General features: G+C 71.6%; 18 protein-coding genes. 7 read left to right on the top strand and 11 right to left on the bottom strand.

The genetic code is table 11. The features are described 5' to 3' along the window. The 7 genes from ACFZDJ_RS37775 to ACFZDJ_RS37745 all read left to right on the top strand — a co-directional run bounded on the left by ACFZDJ_RS37775 (position 1) and on the right by ACFZDJ_RS37745 (position 7,049). Entirely contained in the window at positions 1–960 is a 960-nt protein-coding gene (locus ACFZDJ_RS37775) for an ABC transporter permease (RefSeq protein ID WP_101406887.1), read from the top strand. Then, on the top strand, positions 957–1,838 hold the full coding sequence (locus ACFZDJ_RS37770) for an ABC transporter permease (RefSeq protein ID WP_385376012.1): 882 nt from the start codon (positions 957–959) through the stop codon (positions 1,836–1,838). Before ACFZDJ_RS37775 ends, ACFZDJ_RS37770 begins: the two co-directional genes overlap by 4 nt. Then, the gene (locus ACFZDJ_RS37765) at positions 1,835–3,499 is read left to right on the top strand and encodes a dipeptide ABC transporter ATP-binding protein (protein ID WP_391065805.1); all 1,665 of its coding nucleotides are present in this window, start codon (positions 1,835–1,837) and stop codon (positions 3,497–3,499) included. The genes ACFZDJ_RS37770 and ACFZDJ_RS37765 overlap by 4 nt, the downstream gene beginning before the upstream one ends. 32 nt (positions 3,500–3,531) lie before the next feature. Next, positions 3,532–4,446 carry an ROK family protein gene (locus ACFZDJ_RS37760; protein WP_391065994.1) on the top strand — a complete coding sequence of 305 codons (915 nt, stop codon included), beginning with the start codon at positions 3,532–3,534 and terminating at the stop codon, positions 4,444–4,446. 130 nt (positions 4,447–4,576) lie between these two features. After that, positions 4,577–5,458, top strand: a complete 882-nt coding sequence (locus ACFZDJ_RS37755) for a hypothetical protein (protein WP_391065802.1) — start codon at positions 4,577–4,579, stop codon at positions 5,456–5,458. A 109-nt stretch (positions 5,459–5,567) separates the two neighbouring features. After that, on the top strand, positions 5,568–5,819 hold the full coding sequence (locus tag ACFZDJ_RS37750; protein ID WP_067374690.1) for a hypothetical protein: 252 nt from the start codon (positions 5,568–5,570) through the stop codon (positions 5,817–5,819). Positions 5,820–5,831: 12 nt separating this feature from the next. Beyond that, positions 5,832–7,049, top strand: coding sequence for an SPFH domain-containing protein (locus tag ACFZDJ_RS37745; RefSeq protein WP_384909069.1), 1,218 nt, complete (start codon positions 5,832–5,834; stop codon positions 7,047–7,049). Positions 7,050–7,556: 507 nt separating this feature from the next. On the opposite strand, the gene ACFZDJ_RS37740 is transcribed toward ACFZDJ_RS37745, so the two are convergent. The 11 genes from ACFZDJ_RS37740 to ACFZDJ_RS37690 form a co-directional block, all read right to left on the bottom strand. Continuing rightward, the gene (locus tag ACFZDJ_RS37740; protein WP_391065799.1) at positions 7,557–9,050 is read right to left on the bottom strand and encodes an NADase-type glycan-binding domain-containing protein; all 1,494 of its coding nucleotides are present in this window, start codon (positions 9,048–9,050) and stop codon (positions 7,557–7,559) included. After that, positions 9,047–9,604 (bottom strand): phage tail protein, encoded by a 558-nt coding sequence (locus ACFZDJ_RS37735; RefSeq protein ID WP_391065797.1) that lies wholly within the window; start codon positions 9,602–9,604, stop codon positions 9,047–9,049. The genes ACFZDJ_RS37740 and ACFZDJ_RS37735 overlap by 4 nt, the downstream gene beginning before the upstream one ends. Then, the gene (locus tag ACFZDJ_RS37730; protein WP_391065794.1) at positions 9,601–11,559 is read right to left on the bottom strand and encodes a putative baseplate assembly protein; all 1,959 of its coding nucleotides are present in this window, start codon (positions 11,557–11,559) and stop codon (positions 9,601–9,603) included. The genes ACFZDJ_RS37735 and ACFZDJ_RS37730 overlap by 4 nt, the downstream gene beginning before the upstream one ends. Next, positions 11,559–11,999 carry a GPW/gp25 family protein gene (locus ACFZDJ_RS37725; protein ID WP_075029396.1) on the bottom strand — a complete coding sequence of 147 codons (441 nt, stop codon included), beginning with the start codon at positions 11,997–11,999 and terminating at the stop codon, positions 11,559–11,561. Before ACFZDJ_RS37725 ends, ACFZDJ_RS37730 begins: the two co-directional genes overlap by 1 nt. A 40-nt stretch (positions 12,000–12,039) precedes the next feature. Continuing rightward, complete coding sequence (locus ACFZDJ_RS37720) at positions 12,040–13,956, bottom strand: VgrG-related protein (RefSeq protein ID WP_391065791.1); 1,917 nt, start codon at positions 13,954–13,956, stop codon at positions 12,040–12,042. Further along, complete coding sequence (locus ACFZDJ_RS37715; RefSeq protein WP_168505282.1) at positions 13,956–14,684, bottom strand: LysM peptidoglycan-binding domain-containing protein; 729 nt, start codon at positions 14,682–14,684, stop codon at positions 13,956–13,958. Before ACFZDJ_RS37715 ends, ACFZDJ_RS37720 begins: the two co-directional genes overlap by 1 nt. Positions 14,685–14,699: 15 nt before the next feature. After that, on the bottom strand, positions 14,700–15,125 hold the full coding sequence (locus tag ACFZDJ_RS37710) for a phage tail protein (RefSeq protein ID WP_054235291.1): 426 nt from the start codon (positions 15,123–15,125) through the stop codon (positions 14,700–14,702). A gap of 3,558 nt (positions 15,126–18,683) precedes the next feature. After that, complete coding sequence (locus ACFZDJ_RS37705) at positions 18,684–18,842, bottom strand: DUF6760 family protein (RefSeq protein WP_095856654.1); 159 nt, start codon at positions 18,840–18,842, stop codon at positions 18,684–18,686. Beyond that, a complete protein-coding gene (locus tag ACFZDJ_RS37700) occupies positions 18,839–19,309 on the bottom strand; it encodes a hypothetical protein (RefSeq protein WP_390933804.1) in 471 nt (156 codons plus the stop codon). Before ACFZDJ_RS37700 ends, ACFZDJ_RS37705 begins: the two co-directional genes overlap by 4 nt. Further along, the gene (locus tag ACFZDJ_RS37695; protein ID WP_054230236.1) at positions 19,309–19,752 is read right to left on the bottom strand and encodes a phage tail protein; all 444 of its coding nucleotides are present in this window, start codon (positions 19,750–19,752) and stop codon (positions 19,309–19,311) included. The genes ACFZDJ_RS37700 and ACFZDJ_RS37695 overlap by 1 nt, the downstream gene beginning before the upstream one ends. Positions 19,753–19,823: 71 nt before the next feature. Further along, complete coding sequence (locus ACFZDJ_RS37690) at positions 19,824–21,404, bottom strand: phage tail sheath subtilisin-like domain-containing protein (protein ID WP_391065788.1); 1,581 nt, start codon at positions 21,402–21,404, stop codon at positions 19,824–19,826. Between the last annotated feature and the right edge of the window lie 207 nt (positions 21,405–21,611).

Below are 21,611 nucleotides of genomic sequence, written 5' to 3'. Positions count from 1 at the left end.
ATGGACACCCTCCTCTATCTCACCCGGCGCGTCCTGCAGTCCCTCGCGGTGATCCTCATCGTGACGGTGGTGGTCTTCTGCCTGCTGCACGCGCTGCCCGGGGGTCCCGCACGCGGGATCCTCGGCCCGCAGGCGACGGCCCAGCAGATCGCGCAGTTCGACCACGAGCAGGGCCTCGACCGCTCGCTCCCCGTCCAGTACCTCTACTACCTGCGCACCCTGCTGCACGGCGACCTCGGCACCTCGTACACCCTGAACGAGGCGGTCTCCCGGCTCATCGAACAGCGCCTCCCGAAGACCCTGGTCCTCACCGTGCTGTCCGCGCTGGTCGGGCTCGCGCTCGCGATCCCGCTCGGCATGTGGCAGGCGGTCCGGCGCAACAAGCCGGTGGACTACGTCATCACGACGCTGAGCTTCGTCGCGTACTCGACCCCCGTGTACTTCCTCGGGCTCGTCCTGGTGCTGGTCTTCACGCAGCTGCTGCCCTGGTTCCCCTCGCAGGCGCCGCAGGGCGACACGCTCGGGCAGGTGCTCTCCCAGCCGAACGCGCTGGTCCTGCCGGTCGTCGCGGGAGCCGCGTCCATGGTCGCCGTCTTCAGCCGGTACATGCGCGCCGCGACCCTGGAGAACCTCTCCGAGGACTACGTACGCACCGCGCGGGCCGGCGGCTCCCGTCCCCGCGCGATCCTGTGGCGGCACGTGTTCCGCAACTCGCTGACCCCCGTGGTCGCGATGCTCGGCTACTACGTGCCCGTCCTCTTCGGTGGCGCCCTGGTCGTCGAGCAGCTCTTCAACTACCCGGGGATGGGCCTGCTGTTCTGGAGCGCCGCGCAGTCCTCCGACTATCCGGTTCTGCTCGGCTGCGTCCTCGTCATCTCCGTCGCGACCGTCGTCGGCACCCTGCTCGCCGACATCGTCCAGCGGATCGTCGATCCCCGAGTGAAGGCGGGCCGGTCATGAGCGCCGTATTGCCGGTGACACCCACCGTGGAGGCGGCCGCCGGGTACCGCCTCGCCCTGCGCCGGTTCGCGCGCAACAGGCTCGCGGTCGCGGGTCTGGCGGTCGTCGTCCTGTTCCTGCTCTTCTGCTTCGCCGGCCCGCTGCTCCACTCGACCGACCAGACCCACACCCATCTCACCCAGGTGAACCTGGCGCCGAGCGGCGCGCACCTGCTCGGCACCGACGCCGTCGGACACGACGAGCTGGGGCGGCTCATGTACGGCGGCAAGGTGTCACTGCTGGTCGGCCTCGCCTCCGGCCTCCTCGCGACCGTCATCGGCACGCTCTGGGGTGCGGTCGCGGGCTACGCGGGCGGCTGGATCGACGCCGTGATGATGCGGGTCGTGGACGCCGGAATCGCCATCCCGGCGCTCTTCATCCTCCTCGTCGTCTCCGCCATCACCACCCCGGACACCTGGGGGCTCGTCGTCATCCTCGGCCTGGTCTCCTGGCTGGTCCCCTCCCGTCTCGTCCGGGCCGAGACACTCACCCTGAAGGGCCGGGACTACGTGCTGACACTGCGCGCCATCGGCGGCACGCACGGCCGCGCGATCGGCCGGCACATCCTGCCGAACTCCGTCTCGACGGTCGTGGTCGCCGCCACCTTCCAGGTCGCCGACGCGATCCTCCTCGTCGCCTACGTGTCCTATCTCGGCCTGGGCGTCCAACCTCCGTCGACCGACTGGGGCGGCATGCTCTCTGCCGGTCTGACGGCCGCGTACTCGGGACGCTGGTGGCTCATCGTGCCGCCCGGCCTCGCCATCATCCTCGTCGTCTGCGCCTTCAACGCCATCGGCGACGGACTGCGCGACGCCTTCGACGTGAGGGGACGCGGATGACCGCCGACATCCTGCGGATCGAGAACCTGGGCGTCACCTTCTCCACGGAGACGGGTGAGGTGGCCGCGGTACGAGAGGTCTCGCTGCGGGTCCGGCCCGGTGAGACGCTCGCCCTCGTCGGCGAGTCCGGCTCCGGCAAGTCGACCGTCGCGCTCGCCGCGATGGGGCTGCTGCCGGGCACCGCACGCGCCACGGGCCACGCCGTCGTCGGCGGCACCGACGTCATCGGCGCCACCGAGGCCGACCTCGCGGGTCTACGGGGTCGCACCGCGTCGATGGTGTTCCAGGAACCCGCGACCGCGCTCGATCCGCTCACCCGGATCGGCGCCCAGATCGCCGAAGTCATCCGCAACCACCGTCCCGTCACGGCCAAGGAGGCCGCCGGGGAGGCGGTCGAACTCCTGCGTCGCGTCGGCATCCCGGATCCGGGGACACGGGCGTCCGTGTTCCCGTTCCAGCTCTCCGGGGGACAGCGGCAGCGCGTGGTCATCGCCATGGCGATCGCCAACGCCCCGAGCCTGCTCATCGCCGACGAACCGACCACCGCGCTCGATGTCACCGTGCAGGCCGAGATCCTCGACCTGCTGCGGTCGCTCGCCGCCGACTTCGGCACAGGGGTACTGCTGGTCACGCACAACATGGGAGTGGTCGCCGACTTCGCGGACCGCGTCGCCGTCATGCTCCAGGGGGAGATCGTGGAGACGGGGCCGGTGGAGGAGGTGCTCCTGCGGCCCACGCACGAGTACACCAAGCGCCTCCTCGGGGCGGTGCCGCGGCTGGCCGTCGCCGAGCCGGGGGCCGACTCCCGGCGCACCGAAGGGGACCGGCCCGCCGCGGACCCGGTGGTCGAACTGCGGGACGTGAGCGTGCGGTTCGCCCGCGGGCGCCGCGCCGTCCCCGCGCTCGACGGTGTCTCGCTGACGGTCAGGGCCGGTGAGACCGTGGGTCTGGTGGGGGAGTCGGGCTCGGGCAAGTCGACCGCGGCGCGCGTCGCGCTAGGCCTCGTACCACCGTCGTCCGGCTCGGTGTCGCTGTTCGGCGCCGACCTCGGCAGGACCCGGGGGCGGGCCCGGCGCGCGCTGCTGGCCGGTGTCGGCGTGGTCCTTCAGGACCCGGTCGCCTCGCTCGACGCCCGGATGAGCGTGGCGGAGTGCGTCGCCGAGCCGCTGCGCGTGCACCGCCGGGGGATGCCTGCGGCCGAGCGCCGGACCCGGGTGGGCGACGTACTCGAACTCGTCCGTCTGCCGAGGGAGTTGGCCAACCGAGGTCCGCGCGAGTTGTCCGGTGGCCAGCGGCAGCGGGTGAGTCTCGCCCGGGCGCTGGTCCTTGAGCCGCGACTGCTGGTCGCGGACGAGCCGACGAGCGCGCTCGACGTGAGTGTGCAGCAGTCGGTGCTCGAGGTCATCGCGGGGCTCCAGAGCGAGCTGGGGTTCGCCTGTCTGTTCGTGTCCCACGACCTCGCCGTCGTCCAGCAATTCGCCCAGCACGTGGTCGTCCTGCGGGCCGGGCGCATCGAGGAGGAGGGCAGTACCGCGACCACACTCCTGCATCCGCGCACGGACTACACGCGACGGCTCATCGCCGCCGTGCCCGTGCCGGACCCGGTGCTGCAACGCCGTCGGCGCGCGGAACGGCGGGCCGCCACGGGGGTCACGGCGTGACCGCATCCGGGAGCCGCCCCCCGACGCCCGAGGTGTACGCCGGTGTCGACATCGGCGGTACGACCACCCAGGTCGTGCTCTGCGCGGCCGACCTCACCGTCGTCGACTCGGTGGAGGTGCCGACACCGGCGGCCGAGGGCGGACGGGCGATGGTCCGTGCCGCGCTCGCCGCCCTGGATCTGCTCCGCTCACGCGCGGCCGCGCGGCTGCTGGGCGTCGGCGTCGGCGCGGCAGGTGTCGTCGACAGCCGGGCCGGCCGCATCCTCGTGGCCAGCGACTCCTTCCACTCCTGGGCCGGGTTCCCGGTGACGGCGACGGTCGAGGACGCGCTCGGCGTACCGGCCTTCCTCGACAACGACGTCAACGCCTTCCTGCGCGGCGAGGTCGCGAAGGGAGCCGTCGAGGGCGAGTCCGCCGCACTCGGGATGACGCTCGGCACCGGGGTCGGAGGCGCCCTGTGGCTGGACGGCGCGCTGTTCGAGGGGGCGCACGGGGCGGCGGGCGAGATCGGCCACCTCCCCGGTTTCGGCGACCTGCCGTGCACCTGCGGCGGCCGTGGCCACCTGGAGACGCTCGCCTCCGGCCGCTCCCTCGCGGCCCGCTACGGCGAGCGGACGGGGCGCTCCCTGACCGCCCGGGGCGTCGCCGAGGCAGCGGTGGACGGCGACCCCGACGCGCTCGCCGTCTACGAGGCCGCGGGGGCGGGCGTCGCCCGCGCGATCCTGATCACGGCGGGCCTGGTCGACCTCACGACCTTCGTGATCGGCGGCGGGGTCAGCCGGGCCTGGGACCTCCTCGAACCGTCGATCCGTGCCGCGCTCGCCGCCGAGCCGCCGGTCAGCGGACAGCCGATCCGGGTCGTACGGTCCCGGCTGGGGAGCCGTGCGGTGGCGATCGGCGCGGCGTCCCGGACGCGGACGGAACTCGGGGCGGTGACAAAGGTGTAGGGGCGGGGTGGGTAACTGCCGTTGTCCGGTGGGTGAGTTGACGGCCAACGCTCCTTCATTGGTCTGTACATGACGGCAGTTGACGGGTCAGACTGTGCGCCGAAACCCGCCCCCCACCGAGGAGCACCTCATGCGCAAACCCTCCCGGCAACGTTGTCACGCCGCCCTGGCCGGACTCGTCACCCTCGCCACGGCCGCCGTGCTGTCCGTAGCCGTCACCACGCCCGCCGCGGCCGCCGACACCTGGACCGAGGTGGGCTCCGACCGTGCCGACCCGCTGACCGAGAGCCAGGGCCTGACCTCGGTCGAGGTCCCGGCCGGCAGCCCCAACCACTACACCGGGATCGGCACCATCCCGATCGGCGTCAGCAGCCGCGGCTGGAACCACGTCGGCGACCCGGACGCCTCCTACAACGGCTACTACGTCGAGCCGTACCAGAGCGACTCCGGCAGCTCCAAGATGTTCCGGGTGCAGGCGCCCGGCGGCGCCTGGTCGGAGTACGTCCACGCGCTGAGCCCCGGCGAGGCGCTGAACAACTCCTTCGACACCATCTCCCCGGACGGCCAGTGGATGGTGTCGGGGGAGTGGGGCACGATGACCCGGCTGCTGGTGTTCCCGACCCCGGGCGTGAACGCGAGCACCTCCCCCTCGGCCAACCTCCCGCAGGCCTCCACCATCAACCTCGACCACGCCGTCCGTGACGTCCAGGGCTGTGACTTCGTCACCGCGACCCAGCTGCTGTGCTCCTCCGACGACCCGGCGGGCGCCCTCTTCGGCATCACCAAGCCGCTGCTGCAGATCGACCTGTCCGCCGCCCCGAGTGGCAGCGGCGACGTGACGGGCCATGTCACCGCCCTGCGTCAGCTCCCGCTGCGCAGCTCCTGCTCGGGCACCTTCGAGGCCGAGGGCATCGACTACGACCGGCGCACCGGCACACTGCGCGTGATCGTCGTGTCGCCCGGCTTCTGCGTTCTGACCGACAGCAAGACCTACCGGTTCACCAAGAGCTGAGCGTCCGTACCCGGGGCGTGACACCGGCAGCGACGGGAGCGTAGGCGTCCGCGGTGGGGGAGGTCTAAGGTCGGAAGCAGAACCAGAAAAAACGGGGAGGCGGCCGACAGTGGTGCAGGACGAGGCCGTGATCGGCTGTACCGGGGAGCTGCTCATCGGCACACGGGGAACCGCCGGTCCCGGCGAGATCCTTGTGCGGGTCAGAGGCGGATCCGAGACCTTCCTCGCCTGGTCGCAGGAGCCCCTGCCCGTGGGGGCTACTGTGCTCGTGGTCGAATCCCGGGGATGCCGTGAGGTCGACGTCATCCGCTGGGTCGATCCGCTGGACGCGTTGGACGGCGACTCCGTCGACGCCGGTTAAGGAGAAAACAGGATGTTCGGTTACCGCGTTCCCGCTCCCGACGAGGCGATGCTGATCTCGGGAGGCAGGCGGGGACTGGGGGGCGCGCCGTTCCGAGTGGTGACGGGGCACGGAAAGTTCGTGCTCCCCGTCTTTCGCAAGACCCGCTTCCTCACCTTGTCGATGTGCGAGGCCGAGGTCACCGAGACCTGTGTGACCCGGCAGGGCATCGCGTTGCACGTCCGCGCCGTGATCGCGTTCAAGGTCGGCAACGACCACGAGAGCATCATCAACGCCGGTCAGCGGTTCCTCTCGGACCAGGACCAGATGTCGGTGCTGACCGGCCGGATCTTCGCCGGTCATCTGCGCGCCATCATCGGCTCGATGACCGTCGAGGAGATCGTCACCGAGCGGCAGAAGCTCGCCGCGGAGGTCCTGGACACCTCGAAGGTCGAGATGGCCAAGATCGGCCTGATCGTGGACTCGTTGCAGATCCAGTCGATCGACGACGGCGACGTCGGTTACATCGAGGCCATGTCCGCACCGCACAAGGCCGCCATCCAGCGGCAGGCCCAGATCGCGCAGGCCCAGGCCACCCAGGCGTCCGTGGAGGCGGAGCAGGTGGCCGCGCGCAACCAGGCCGAGTACGCCCGGCAGACCGCGGTCGTCAAGGCGGAGTACTCGGCCGAGGTGGACCGCGCGCAGGCGCAGGCCGCCCAGGCCGGACCGCTGGCGCAGGCGCACGCCCAGCAGGAGGTGCTCGCCGCGCAGACCGAACTGGCCCAGCGGGCGGCCCAGTTGCGTCAGCAGCAGCTCGTCGCCGAGATCGTCAAGCCGGCCGAGGCCGAGGCGGAGCGGATCAAGGTGCTCGCCATCGCCGATGCGGAACGCATGAAGATCCAGGCCGAGGCCGCCGCCTCGCACGACCGCGTGGCGCTCGACCGGATGCTGATCGACCAGCTCCCGCTGATCGTGAAGGAGGCCGCGGGCGGTCTCGCCGGCGCCAACGTCAACGTCCTGAACGGCGCGGACGGTCTGGGTGAGATCGCCGCGGGGCTGGTCGCCCAGGGCCTGACGATCCTGGACTCGGTCCGCCAGAACCTGAGCGGCCAGAACGCGGGCGACCGGAAGTCCGGGGGGCGTTCGGAGAAGACGGAAGGACTGCTGGAGCTCCAGAGCTACCGGCGGACCCCGGAACAGCAGGACAGGGACGGGAACGAGCCGGAGGGCGGCCCGTCCTCGACGACCTGACCGCAAGTCCCCCTACCGCACCGGCGTGGGTACCCGGTTCGATGCGGCGGTGGACGAGTGACGGAGTGAAGCGGCCGCCGTTCCCTGGGGACGGCGGCACGCTCCCACCCGAGCGATACAGCGGTATTGACGACCCGTCAGGAAAGCCATCCGGTGGAGCGGTTCCCGGGAGGAAGAGACGGGGGCAGAGCGCGAGGGCCGGGGACCGGAGCGCCGGGTGGTCTCGGGAGGAGACCGCCCGACGAGGGATCCCTGTTGAGGATCCATTCGAGTTCTCGCTGGATCCTGCGGGCCTCGTTGCGGACCTGCAGAGGTATGTCCCCTCGTTCGGAGATCAGTTGGGCGTAGATCGGTGCGTCGTGCACAGGTGGTGCTTCTCCTCGGGTCTGGTGCCTTCCCTCTACGGTAAGGCCGCGGCGGTACCGCGGGACTCATCCTCCCAGTTCGGCCAGAACCGGAAGCACCTGACCAAGGAATGGCACCTTCCCCCAGGAGCCGTGGGTGTCCCTACGAGTCATTGGCGCTCGACGGACCGAACAACTCGATCTCGGCTATGGAGACCTGCTTGTCCCGGGCGGTGCCATAGGCCGAGCGGATGATGAAACGGACCGACGTGACATCACCCACGCGGAACTTACGCTGCTGACCGCCCGCAACCTGGTCGAGGGTGAGGAAGCGGGTGCTCGTCCTGCCGTTCGCCGTGGTGATCCGGGCCTCGATACGGTGCGGCAGCGCCGACTTCGTGAGCTGGTCCGGGCGGGCGGAGGTGCCCGAGGTGATGATCACGTCCAGCAGCCGGGTGGGCTGTTCGAAGCTGGCCTCGAGCCACTCGCCGTCCCCGGACTCTGAGACGCCGGGTCCCCACCAGGTGTTGTTGAGCTTGTCGAAGGCGAGCCCCGCGCCGTGACCGGCGAAGGAACGGGACGCCTTCACGTGGTCCGGGCCGACCGGGACCCGCTTGGCGAAGTGGTCCTTCACCGCCTGCACGGCCGTACCGGTGTTCGTCACGGCGAACACCAGCAGGCCGAGTACCACCGCGCCGACCACCCAGTTCATGACGCGTCCGAAGCCCCGCCGCAGTCGCGGCCGGTCCCCGGCCCACGGCACCTCACCGTTGCGGGAGTTGAGCACCCGACGCCACCAGGGCAGTCGGCCCGGCACCTGCCGCTCCCCGGCCATGGACAGCGCGCAACGCCCGCAGAAGTGCCGGTCCGGCCGGTTGGGAGTGGCGCACCAGGGACAGGGCACACCCCCGTCCGCACCGGGCTCCGCGACCGGGGTACGGACCTGTGGGCGACTCGCCGCGGGGCGGCCGGGCAGCACGGGCGCAACCGACGGCGCGACCCGCGGTTCCGGGTCCGCCACCGGCACCAGCAGGGACCTGGCCCGCTCGGCCGCGGAGTCCCGCTCGGGAGCGGCGGAGGGCAGGGGCTCGGTGGCCGCGGTCTCGTCCGCCCGCGCGGGAGCGGCCGGTACGGAGCCGTGGGAGGCGACGGGGGCCGGGTGGGGACGCGCGGTGTCCTCGCTCGTCGGGCTCGGATCCGCCGCGTCACCGGATACCGGCGTACTCGGGGCCGACGCGTCCGGTCCACTGTCGACGGCATCGTCCTCGTGCGGGTCGCGTGCGGGTCGCGCGGTGCCCGCCCTGTCGGCGCCCACGGTGTCCGCCTCCGCGATGGAGCCCGCCGTGTCGTGCGCCGTACGAGCCGTTCCCGTACCGGCGCCCGGTCGTGCGAACGCGTCCCAGCCCGGCTCGCTCTCGGCCGACCCGGCGGATCCCGCCGCCCGGGAGCCTTGGTCGCCGGCCGCAGGCGCCGCCTCGTCGCCGGCGGCCGCGGGACGACGGGTCCGGGCCGCGACCCCCGCCGGAGCCGGGTCCCCGGCCCAGTCGAGCACCGCGCCGCAGGCGTCGCAGAAGGACTGGCCGGGCTCCGCCCGGGTGCCGCACTCGGCACAGGCCGGGGCACGCCCGGGGCCGGTGCCTGGGGTCTGGGTGGTCATTTCTCGGGGATCCTTTCGGCGGCGGTCACCTGGACCGTGTAGGGCATGTGGGCGGGACGGGCGGCCGCCACGAGGTTCTCCAGCCGGTACTCGTCCGCCGGGGTCGGCTCGGGCAGCCGCAGCGTGACGTGCAGGCGGGGGCGGCGGTCGCCGGGGACCGGGCCGAGCGGACGCGGGTCCCAGGCGGCGGCGCCGCTCTCGGTGATCTCCGGCTCGACACCGAAGGCGAGGCGTATCGCCTCGGACAGGCCGCGGCGGGTGCCTCGTACGCGATGCAGGTACGCGGCGGCGGCGACGGCCGCGCGCAGCCGCGCGTCCGGTTCCGTGCCGTCGACCTCTGCGCCGACCCAGGTGCCCAGCCAGCGGGCGAAGTCGGCCGGTGCGAGCGCCGGGTCGAAGTAGCTGTGCAGACAGTCGAGGGCCAGCAGGATCGGCGCGACCACCTCGTCAAGCCCCGCGACGAAGCGCAGCGCCAGGTCGTCGTCGGCGAAGACCGCGGGGAGCATGCCGCCGATCGGCGCCGAGGACTCCAGGCCGTCGATGGAGCCCCTCATGAGCCGTCTCCGATGACGCGGACCCGGTGGTCGAAGGAGAACACCAGCGAGGGGGCCTCCAGGTCGATCCGGTCGGTCGGGTCGCCGCGCTTGCCGGTCAGCGGGTCGGCGGGGTGGAGCTGCACCGCGTCGACGAGTTCGACGCCGGGAACGCGTTGCAGCACCGCGAAGACCTCGCCCGCCTGCACGGGCCGGCCGAACGGCCAGCCGGTGCCGTCCGCGCCGCCGGTGAGCGGGTCCAGATGGCGGTAGAGCGCGTCGTGGGCCTGGCGGCGCACCCGGTCGGTGTCGACCCCGCGGAAGGCGTGCACGGTCGCGACGACGGTGACGCCCTGGTAGAAGGGCGGGCCGACCGCGAGCCGGGTGCCGATCAGCCGGCGCTCGTCGAGGTGCCGCGTGATGCGCTGCAACAGGGCGTCGCCGGGGACGAGTTGCTCGAAGCGCAGCCGTCCGCCGGGGTCGGGCACGGCCTGCGGGACGACCAGGACACGGACCGCGTAGGCGCCGTGCTCGCCCTCCTCGCCCTCCAGACAGGTGATACGGGCCGTCTCGGGGGCGGCGCGCCGGGCCAGTTCCTCGTAGTCGCGCAGGGTCACGGCCCGCTCCTGGGCGCGCAGCGTGATCGGCGCCCGGGTTTTCGCCTCCTCGACCGTCTCCCCTTCGACGCCGCCCCGGGCGGCTTCCCGGTTGACGACGTCGGCCACGTACGGCACCGAGCTGCGCAGCACCTGGACGGCGCCCCGGGCGACGTTCCCGGCCCGGCCGCCACCGGTGCGGTAGCGGCGGGCGCGGATCACGGCCCCCTTGGGCGCCACCGTCCCGTACTGGCGCATCGTGCCGTCGGCCTCGCGGACGGCAGGCCCGAAGGCGATCTCGCCGGTCGCCGCGTCCAGGGTGATGTGCCGGTCGCTGGGGCCGGACGCGGCGAAGTGCGGGACGACGTCCCAGTCGACCCAGCCGTCGCGCTCGGCGGTCTGCAACAGCACCGGCGGGGTGTCGCCCACGACGGGGAAGTGGGCGAGCCGCAGCCGCTGCCCGGGCAGACCGGCGGACTCGCCGAGCGCCTCGTCCTGGACGGTCTCGGCGTGGATGGCCGAGGTGGTCCCGCCGAGGGTGAACGCGTCCGCGGACCGGATGGTCGGAGACGTGGTGTAGAAGGGCTGGTCGGACAGCGGTTCGGTGACCCGGCAGCGCAGCCAGCCCGCCTCGTGACCTCCGGTGCGCGACAGCGTGTGGCCGCCCGGGACGTGCAGGACCACCTCACCGGGCCGGTTCAGGCCACCGGTGCCGTCCCGGTCCACCTCGCAGGCCGCCCAGCCGTCCTCGGTCCACGCCTCCCAGACCAGCGGCGGCTGGCGCGGATCGACACCGACACCGTCGACCCGGCTGTCGAGCTCCAGACCCAGCGCGCAGTGCGGTACGGCGGAGGTGAGACCGAGAAGCATGCAGTCACCGGGGTTCGGTGACTCCGCGAAACACAGCACGTCCTTGCCCTCGGCGAGATCGGCGGTCCGGTCGGTGACCGCGCCGCCACTCTGCTGCACGACGAGACGACGCAACGAGGAGGGAACCACGGTCAGTTCGCGCTCGGTCGCGAAGACCACGGCCTCCTCGTTCTCGGTGCGCACGGTGGCGGCCTCGGTTCCCACGGGCAGCACGATGGGCTCCTCGTGCGGCGCGGACAGCCAGAACGTGAGATCCGTACGGGCGGCCGAGGGCGGGAACAGCGTGATGCCGACGAGGTCGAGGAACGCCAGGTGGTTCTTCTCGGGGACGCGGTTGAGCCGGTAGACGATCTGGTCGGCCATGTGGGCGACCGTTTCCACGAGGGTGACGCCGGGGTCCGACACGTTGTGGTCGGTCCATTCGGGGGCGCGCTGCTGGATGTAGCGCTTGGCGTCGTCGACGAACTGCTGGAAGCGGCGGTCGTCGAGGTTCGGGGAGGGCAGTGCCATCAGCGGTCGCTTTCAAGGGAGTTGCCCGCGCCGGGGGCGTCGGGCTCCTCGTGGGAGGGGATGACGTAGAACGGAAAGACAAGGCTCCGCGGGTTGTTGGTGCCGCGGATCGAATAGCGCACGTCGATGAAGAGCACGCCCTGGTCGGGACCCGCCGTCACCTCGACGTCGTTGACCTCGATCCGCGGCTCCCAGCGGTCGAGGGTGGTGTACACCTCGTGCTGGATCCGGCCCGCCGTCGCCTCGTTGACCGGCGCGAACACCAGGTCGTGGATGGCACAGCCGAACTCGGGCCGCATCGGCCGCTCGCCCGGCGCGGTGGCCAGCACCAGCCGGATGGCCTCCTCGATCTCCCGCTCCCCGCTGACCATGGCGATGCCACCGGTGGGACCGATGCGCATGGGGAACGCCCAGCCGGATCCAACGAACTGCTCGGCCATCAGAGGGCCACCCGCCTACTCCTGAAGAACGTCCCGGCCGTCACGGCAGCGGATACGGCTTGTTGTTGACCAGCACCACGCCCTGCAGGGCGAGCGTGATGGCCCGAATGCCCACGTTCGCGATGGAGTTGACCTGCACGCTGCCGCCGGCGGTGAGCGTCGCGGCGCCCACCGCCTTGAGGCTGAGTGCCCCCATCGCGTCGACGGTGACCGCACCGCCGAGCGACTTGAGGTTGACCAGCCCGCGGCCCTCGATGTCGAGCGGGCCGCCGCTCTTGATGGTCAGCCTTCGGCGCGCGCTCAGGGTGAGATCGGTGCCGGCCTCGACCGACACCGACCGGCTGCCCTTGATGGTGACGGACCCCTTGCTGTCCACGGTGATCTCGGTCTTCGTGCGATCGAGATTGATGATCAGCTTGTCGTTGCCGGAGGCGATCCGCACCCCCTGCTTGCGGGCACCGGTCTGCTGGCTGAGCAGGTCCACCCGGTTGCCCTTCCGGTCGGACAGGGTGTGCCGGATCGCCTGCTTCTTCAGTCCGTCGTGCAGGGGCACGTCACTGACCACGGTCGGCTTGTCCTTGCCGTTGTAGAGGCCGCCGATGACGAACGGGTGGTCCAGGGCACCGCGGTCGAAAGCCACCAGCACCTCGTCGTTGACGTCGAACGGGAACACCCCGCCGCCGCCCTTCCCGCCGAGCTGGACGGTCCGCGTCCAGTCGCTCTCGTACGCGTCGTCCAGCCAGGGGAACTGGAGCTTGACCCGGCCCTGCTTCAGCGGGTCCTGCACATTCGTCACCAGGGCGTTGGCCACGCTCGGCAGCTTCGGCGCGGTGGCCGTGCCCCCGCCGGACGTGAGGCCGTACAGAGAGCGCCACTGGCGGCCGCTGACGGTGATCCAGGTCTGGTAGTGCTCGTCATAGCCGAAGACGTGCCGCACGGACGTCACCGTGTACTTGCCCTCGAACGGTTTGCCCACGTCGGTCAGCGTGACCGGAACACCGGGCCGCAGCTTGGGGTTGCCGAACACCATGACCTCCAGCTCGGCGAAGGAGGAGGTCACGTCCTCGGCGAGGGCCTTGGCGGCGACCTTCACCTCGGCCAGGCGGTCGAAGGGTGTGTCGGTCTCGACCAGCTTGGCGGTCTTGAACTTCTTCGCGGTCTTCTGTGGGGTGGTGCCGATGGCGAAGCCGTCGTTGGACGTGGCGGGCGACGTGGCGGTGAGCTTCTTCTTCGTCGTGACGTTCCAGCCGCGCGCCTCGGTCTTGGCGACCTGGTCGGCGGAGGTGACCGCGGCCCGGCAGCGCAGTATGTCGACGCCGCCCTGCAGGACGAAGGGGCTCTTGTCGCCGGGCATGCTGGTCGGCGGCGCGGTGGAGGCGGGGTCGGCCTTGGCGAACTGGAACTTCCCCTCGGAGTCCAGCGACATGACCACGTCGTTCTCGTCGGCGAGCCGGGCGAGGAAGTCCCAGTCGGTCACGTTGGCCTGGCTGATGAACTCGTAGACCGTCGTGGTGGGCTTGATACCGCCCTTCCCCCTGCCGATCGGAATGCCGTTCATGGTGGCCAGCTTCTTCGCGATGTCCGCGGCCGTCTGATTGCGGTACGCGGCCACCCTGCGCTGGCGCATCAGGCGGTGACCCATGTCGTAGCCGCGGATGACGGTGAAGGTGCCGGTGCCGTCGTAGTCGGTCTCCATGCCGGTCACCTCGCCGGTGAGCAGCGGGGAGGCCGCGCCCTGGCCGTCCGCGACCGGCGCGAGTGTCACCGGCGTGCCGCACTGGATGCCGAGTTCACCGAGCACCAGCCGGTCCGGGTCGCGGAAGGTCAGCCGGAACGCGGCCGGCACCCCCGCCCCGAGGTCGACCCAGCAGCCTACGAGGTCGGAGGCGATCTTCTCCGGGACCGGACTGCCGTCCACGGTCACGTGGACGACGTTGGAGTACGAAGGCTGGACCATCAGAAACCCACCTCTTCGGCGGCGGGCAGCACGAGTTCGGTGCCGTTCGACAGCCGGTTCGGGTCGTCGATGCCGTTCGCCTCGGCGATCGCCCGCCAGGCCGCCGCGTTCCCGTACTCCCGCCACGCCAACGACTGCAGCGAGTCGCCGGCGACGACCCGGTGCACACGCTGCGCGGTGAGCGCGCCCGACGTCGGATTCTGCCCCTTGGTCTTGCTGGGAATCTCGTGCAGATGCACCTGACAGGTGGCGCGGATCGGCACGCCCGTCGTGCCGAACAGGGAGTAACTGGCGTCCACCGAGCTGACGTACGCCGTGAACCGCGCGGTCGAGAACGACCCCCACTGGAACACCACCCACGGCGTGGACGGCTGCTTCGCCGCGATGCTCTTCGTCGTCACCTCGCAGCAGGAGAACAGCGCCTCGACCTTCTTCAGTACCGAATTGCTGGTCGGGTCGTCGGACGAATCGAGGAAGATCTCGACGGTCATCTCACGGGGCTCGGGCCCCATGAACTCCGGGAGGGAACCGTCCCGCACGGCCGCGGTCGGGGTGGTCTTCCAACGGGCGCGACGGCTCAGCGAGAGCGTAGAGGGGTTGAAGTCGAAGTTGAACGTCTTGATCAACCCGCCCGGAGTGGTGCTGCGACCGATGGGCGGCTCGTGAATGGCCAGCGTGGCCCTCACAAGACTCTTGCCCGCGCCGCCCTTTCCTGACTTGCCTGCCATGTTCTTCGCCGTTCCCTAGTCCGTGAACCCGTGGTGGGTGATTTCCAGCACCTCCGTGGCGACGGCCGGGCTGGCCGGGTCCAGGGAGGGCCCCTGCCAACTGACCGGGAGCACGTCCAGCAGACCCCAGCGGGCCACCTCCGAGCCGTCCGCGCGCAACGCCGCGATCTGCGCGGTCGGCCGCTTGACCCCCGTGGTCACGGAGGACACCCAGGCCGCGACCTTCGCGGTGTCCGGCGTCAGCGGGCGGGTCAGCCGGATGTTGGAGAAGGTCACGCGGGACGGAAGCTGCCACACGAACCCGTTGTTGCCGCCCTCCTGGCGCTGCTCGATCTCCACCTGCGACGAGAGTCCTTCACACCCGTTGAAGTAACCGAGGCTCTCGCCGTCGATGGTCAGGGTGAAGAAGATGGTGGAGCCCGGGTCTCGATCGGTGGCCATCGGAGATCGGCCTTTCTTGGGGTGTCGTGCGGGTGGTGGAGGTCAGCGACGGGGATCGCGCAACTTGCCGATCCGCTCCCGTTCGAGGCGGAGCTCGGTCCGCAGCAAGCGGGTGATCGGCCCGGCCAACTTGTGTGTCAGCTCATCGATCTGACCCTGGGTCAGTGACCGGGGATCGAAATCGACGGGGGTGTACGTGGGTGGGGCCTCTTCGCGCTCGGCGTGCGAGGGCAGCGGCCGGTGGGGCGGCTCGGTCGCGGAGTACGGGGGCGGGGGGCCGCTCGGCGGCGGTGGCGGAGGCGAGGCGGGTGAGTACGCGGGAGGGGACATCGGGTTGACGACCCGCTGGACTGAGGGGAGGGCTGGGGGCACGGCGGCGGTGGTGGTGTGTGCGGGTGCGATGGTGGCGGGTGCGGGGAGTACGGGAAGTGCGGGAGGTGCGGGAGGTGCGGGAGGTGCGGGAGGTACGGGGGAGGCGGTGGAGGAGCGTTGTACCGGCAGGGATACGGCTGGGGCGGCGGGCGCTGCGTTGAGGGGGACGGCTGCTCGGGGGGTGGGGCTCGCGGAATTCGTCGGGGGCGCTGGGAGCGGCGGCGGAGTGTGGTGCGCTGGGGCCGTCGAGTTCGTGGGCTGAATCGGTTGCGTCGGTCGCGCCGGCTCTGCCGGAACGGGGAGCCCGTCCGACGGTCGAAGCGTGGGCGTGCTCGGAGTGGATGAACGCTGTACGACGGGGGTGGCGCTGTGCGTCGCGGGGGGCCTGAGGCCTGGGGAAACGCCTCCGGCGGGCGCCTGTTGCGGCGGAGCGGGCTCGGAGGCGACTCGCTGGACGACGGGGGCACCGAGGCCGAGACGGCGTGGGGTCGTGGCGTAGGAGAGAGGAGCGCGGCGCTGCTTCGCGGACACCTGGGGTCGGGGTGCGGGTGCCGAGGTCTCGGGCTGCTGAGCTGCCGAGCGCTGCACGACGGGCACGACGGGCTCGACGGGCACAGCGACGTTCGTACGGGCGATGCCGGGGTGCTCTGGAGCAGGAGCAGGAGCAGGAGCAGGAGCAAAAGCCGGAACAGATGCGTGAGGGGCGAGCGCTCCCGTGGCACCCGTGGGTGTTGCCGGCGACGGACTCGCATCGGGCAGCGGTGCCGAGGGAGCCGAGGAGGCAACGCGCTGGACCGCAGGGACAGTTGCCGTCGGTGAGCTCGGCGTCGACGGCTTCGCGGGGCCTGCGGAGGCCGGGCTGCGTCGCGCTGACGGGCCGCTCGCACCGGTGTGGGGTTGAGCAAGGGGGACGGTGGCAAGGCGCCGGAGGACCGGAGCACCGGCGCCGGGCGCCTCGGGACCGCGCGCTGCCGGACCGCCGTGGGCACCGGCGACGGACCCGGCGACCGACGGTTGCGACACCGCCCGCTGCACCACGGCACCGGCGCCGCCGGGCGACCCGGGCACCCTGGTCGACGAAGGTGCCGTTCCCGGTGCCTTAGACGACCGGCGTATCGGACGGGGTACGAGACTGCCGCCAGGCACGGGAGGGGCCCCGGCTGCCGAGGAACGCTGTACGGCCGGGATCGGGACCGAAGCCGGTCCGGCAATGACCCCACCGGGGCCGATGGACGTGCCCGCTGATGGGCCGGCTGCTCCTGCCGACCCGGGCCCGTCGGCACGCTGCGCCGACGAGCGACCACCAGAGCCGCCACCGGAGCCGCCGGAACGGGACCCGCTGCGGCCGGTGTCGGCCGATGTGGCGCGCCGCAGAGGTACGGCCGCGGGAGCGGTACGGCGCTGTACGGCGACGGCAGGAGGCGCGGAGGGCAGCAGCGAGGTCAGTGCGCGTGCGGGCGCGAGCGCACGCACCGGTGGACGCGGTGGCGACGGCGGGGAGGCGGGAGCGACTGGTTCCCCGCCACCGTCCTGCCGGGGGACGACGGGCCCACTGCCCGCCGGGCTCTTGGCCGTGCCCCGTGCGACGGGCAGGGACGAGGGACTTGATCCCTCCACTGCACTCGTACGTTCCTGAGCGCGAGGTTCCGCCACGACGGCCCGCTGTACGACAGAACTGCCCACCGTGGCCGTCCCTGACGCCGCGGAACTTGCCGGAACCGGAGCCGGAGGCGGGGTCGATACCGCACGCTGAACAGGCAGGTCCCCGGACGGGGCTCCCGCCTCGGGGATCTTCAGTCGAGACGGTGCCGCACCTGATGACGACGATCCCGAAGGAGCCATCTCCGGTGTTGTCCCTGGCCCGGGGGACAGCGTCCCGGACGGAGCCGTCGCACCGCCGGGCGCGCCCGGTCGTCCCGCTGGGGTCCCCGTCGTTCGCTGCACCGGACGTTGTACCGGCGTCGCGTTCGAAGGCGGAGTGGACAAGGGCGCGCCCAGCCCCGAGCGTCGACGCGGCGGCCCCGCAGTCGGGCTGCCGCCCGCAGTCACCGGAGTCACCGGAGCGGTCGGTGCCGCCGACGCCGTCGGTACTGCCGGAAGGGGGGACGCCGGTACGGATGCCCCGGCCGACGGCTCGTCACCGACGGACGGCGCCCCCAGCCCCGTACGTCTGGAACCGCCCGACGTACTCCGTGTACTCCGCTGGACCGGAAGATCGGGTCCGGCGGCAGCACCGTCGCGCGATCGCGACACGGAGACGGGAGGCGCGACCGGGCCGGCGGAGGCAGCCGGTGTTCCGGAACTTGGGGGCGTGGCGGCGGGAGCCGAAGCCCGGGGAGCAGCGTCCGATGTCCGGGAAGCGCTCACCGAAGCGGCAGAACCCGCCGACGTTCCGCCACGACCACTATCAGCGCCGCTACCCCTACCACTGGCACGGTCATTACCGCCGCCACCGGTGGCCGGGTCGGTGACGGCGGGCGCCGACGGCGGCTGCGGTACGGAGTGCTGCTGAGGTACGGACTGCTGCGGTACGGACAACTGCGGTACGGACGGCAACGGCGCGGAGGGCTTCATCGCCGGCAGAGCCCGGCGCTGTACGGCGGGCCCGGCCGGTGCCTTGGTCAGCGAGGTCGGCCGTGTGGCCCGGGGAACGGCGGGCGTCACGCGTGGGCCCGCCGGACCGAGGGCCGCGACGGGGGCACTCATGCGCTGCACGGGCAGCGCGCCGGTCCCCTCGCCCGATTCGACGGGCGAGGCCACCGGCAGCGAGAGCGAGGGGAGTTCGAGCCCGGAGGCGGGTCCCACTGGGGCGGCGAGAAGGTCCTTGACCAGTCCGCCGGGAGCGCCGTCGAGGACTGCGTGCGACAGCGTCCCGGTGAAGGAGGGGTTCTGCCAGGTCGTCAGCCGGCCGCCGAACCCGGCGTCGGCGACGGAGCCCGGCCGGTCCGTGGCCCGCTGGATCGGCGGCAGCGCGGGCCAGGCGGCAGGCCGGACCACGCGCGCACCGGCTGCCTGCCCCGCACCGCCCGCCGTGGACGTATCGCTCGCCCCGGCTTCCGTACCGCCGGCCGGAGCCGAAGCCCCCGCCGGTCCGGAAGCGGACGCGGCGGCGGAACCGTTGCCGGACCCGCGCTCAGGTCCGCCGCCCCGGCCGCCCCGCAGCCGATCAAAAAGCCCCACGCCGTGTCACCCTTCTCCGGCGCCGCGGTTGACGAGTGCCGCGATCTGTTCCGTGTAGCCGCGCCGGTCGCGGTGTTCGAGATCCAGGATGGTCTCCAGGCTCCAGTGGAAGTGATAGGCGATGTACGCGATCTCCTCCTGGATGCGGTCGGTCGCGTACGTCACGATTCCCCCAGGCGGCTCCCGCCGAGTTCGACCTCGAACGGCTCCTCGCAGTGCGGGCAGGTCACGGCGGCACGGGTGTGGCCCTCCGCGTTGACCTGACGGTAGAAGTCCTGCAGGAAGGCGAGGTCCGAGGCGAACATGTTCTCCACCACCCCGTCGTGCACCAGCGGAAGCGTGCCGAGCCGGGTGATGACCCGGCCGAGCAGCACGACCGACAGATACGCCGGGTTCTCCTGCACCCGCATGTCCCGCAAGGGGACCAGCTCGTCGCGAGCGGTGGCGAGCCGCATCACGCCGTGCCGGTGCACGGTGCCGGAGTCGTCCACGTACCCGCGCGGCAGCTCGAACTCGAACTCGGTGCGCAGCGGTTGCACGGCTGCGGCCGGGGCCGGAGCCGGAGCAGCGGTCTGCTCCGGCTCCGGTTCGGCGACGGCCGCAGCCGCCGCCCTGGGAGCCGTACGGCGCATTACTCGATGACCAGTTCTTCGAAGGTGATCGTCACGGTCTCGGTGAGCGCGGAGGCCTCGCCGGCCTTCACGGTGCTGGTGTCGATCTTGCTGCACCAGGCGTTGCGCATGTTGTACCGCTTGACCGGGTTGTTCATGTAGTCCATCACCATGATGGTGGCGTTCTTGCGGGCGGTGCTCATCTGACCGGCGACGGACTCGGTGATCCACTGGTTGAAGGCCGCCGACTGCGTCATACCGCGGACGACCGTGCAGGTGCCGGCCTTCTTCACGCCTGGCAGCTTCTTGGTGACGGGGATGCCCTGAGAGGAGACCTGCTGGTACTCGATGACGTCCTGCTCGATGCTGAGGCCGCTGACCTCCGCGAGGTACTCGACCATCACACCGTCGATCTGGAGGCCGAAATTGTGTGAAGTAAGGGCGTCACCCGGCTGGAGACTCATCTGTTCTCTGTCCTTCTAGGTTTCTTGGGCGTACGGGGCGGAGCTGGTGGCCGATGGCCGAGAGGGCGGGACTACTCCTCCAACTCGCCGCTGCCGCTGGAGAACTGGGCCAGCCGGAAGATCACGAACTCGGCGGGCTTGACCGGCGCGATGCCGATCTCACAGATGACGCGGCCGAGGTCGACCGACTCCGGCGGGTTGGTCTCCTCGTCACACTTGACGTAGTACGCCTCCTCCGGCCGGGAGCCGAAGAGGGCGCCGTTGCGCCACTCGTTGACCAGGAAGGCGGAGACATTGCGCCGGATCCGGGCCCACAGGGCGTGGTCGTTCGGCTCGAACACCACCCACTGGGTGCCGATCAGGATCGACTCCTCCAGGTAGTTGAAGTACCGGCGGATGTTGAGGTAGCGCCAGGCCGGGTCGGAGGACATGGTGCGGGCGCCCCAGACGCGGATGCCGCGGCCCGGGAAGGCGCGGATGCAGTTGACGCCGATGGGGTTGAGCAGGTCCTGCTCGCCACGGGTGATCTGGAGCTCCAGGTCCACCGCTCCTCGTACAACCTCGTTGGCGGGCGCCTTGTGCACACCGCGCTCGGAGTCGTTGCGGGCCCAGATGCCGGCGACGTGGCCGCTCGGCGGGATCAGCCGGGACTGGCCGCTGGCCGGGTCGAAGGCCTTGACCCAGGGGTAGTAGAGGGCGGCGTACTTGGAGTCGTAGCCGGCCGTCTCCTGGCGCCACACCCGGATCTGACGGGCGTTGAGACCCGGCGGCGGGTCGATGATCGCGACCCGGTCGCCCATCAGCTCGCAGTGCGCGATCAGGCCGAGCTGGACGGCCTTGACGGCCTCCAGGTCGATGGCGCCGCGCTGGTAGGCGGCCATCAGGTCCGGGACGGCGACCATCGAGACCTCGTCCACGGCCTCCAGGCCGCCGAAGCCGGTGCGGTCGGCGGAGTCGCCGAGGTACTGGGCGGGGCCGGGGTGGCCGTTGTCCGTGGTGGCCGGGACGGCGGGGGCGGAGGCGGACGGGGCGGCGAGCGCCACCGTCTGGTTGTCGGGGCGGGCCAGTTGGGCGGCGGGCGCGGCCTCCTGCACGGCGATGAGCTTGGAACGCTCCTTCACCTGGGTGACCACGTAGTTGCGACCGCCCTTCTTGGCGGTCACGTCGAAGGTCTCGGCGACCTTGTCGCCGTCCTTGACGATCAGCTTGAACCGCTCGGCCGGACCCTCGCCCTCGGGGTCGGTGACCTCGACGCTCAGCGAGCCGCCCGCTACGGCACTCACCGAGAACGTGCCGAGCTGCTTGGGCTCGCCCGGCGGCAGCGCGGCCTGCGCGCCGGAGCCGGTCACCGCGGCGGGGGCCGCGGAGTCGCCCGAGGCGCCGCCGGGCGTTCCGCCGACCCGGACGACATAGGCGGCGCTGCCACCGTTGTTGAAGAAGCCGTAGACGGAGTGCGCGAGGTAGTACCCGTCGGTGAACTCACCGAAGGCCGCCACGTACTGCGTCCAGTTGGTCACCAGTGTCGGCTCGTTCAGGGGGCCGATCGGGGCGAGCCCGACGAAGGCCGCCACCGAGGTGCCCACGCCCTCGATCGGACGCGAGCCGCTGGCCACCTCCTCGACGTAGACGCCCGGCGACAGGTAGGACGGCATGCTCTGCTCTCCTCGGGGTACGAGATGGGACGTCACTCACCCTCACGCGCGAAGCGCGCCCCCGAAACGTCCTGCCGTACCTGTTTGCGGGCACCGTTGTTGCCCGCAGGGGCAATCGCCCCGACTGTCTGCCCCCACAGCCACCCGCGCTGCCTCCGCGGCTGCCCGTGCGACTCTCCCGATGTGCGCCGTAGGGGAGTATCGCTG

Source organism: Streptomyces sp. NPDC007896, assembly GCF_042959425.1.
Taxonomy (GTDB): Bacteria; Actinomycetota; Actinomycetes; order Streptomycetales; family Streptomycetaceae; genus Streptomyces.
The sequence above is the reverse complement of the archived record's forward strand: the minus strand, read 5'-3'. Positions and strand labels throughout refer to the sequence as shown.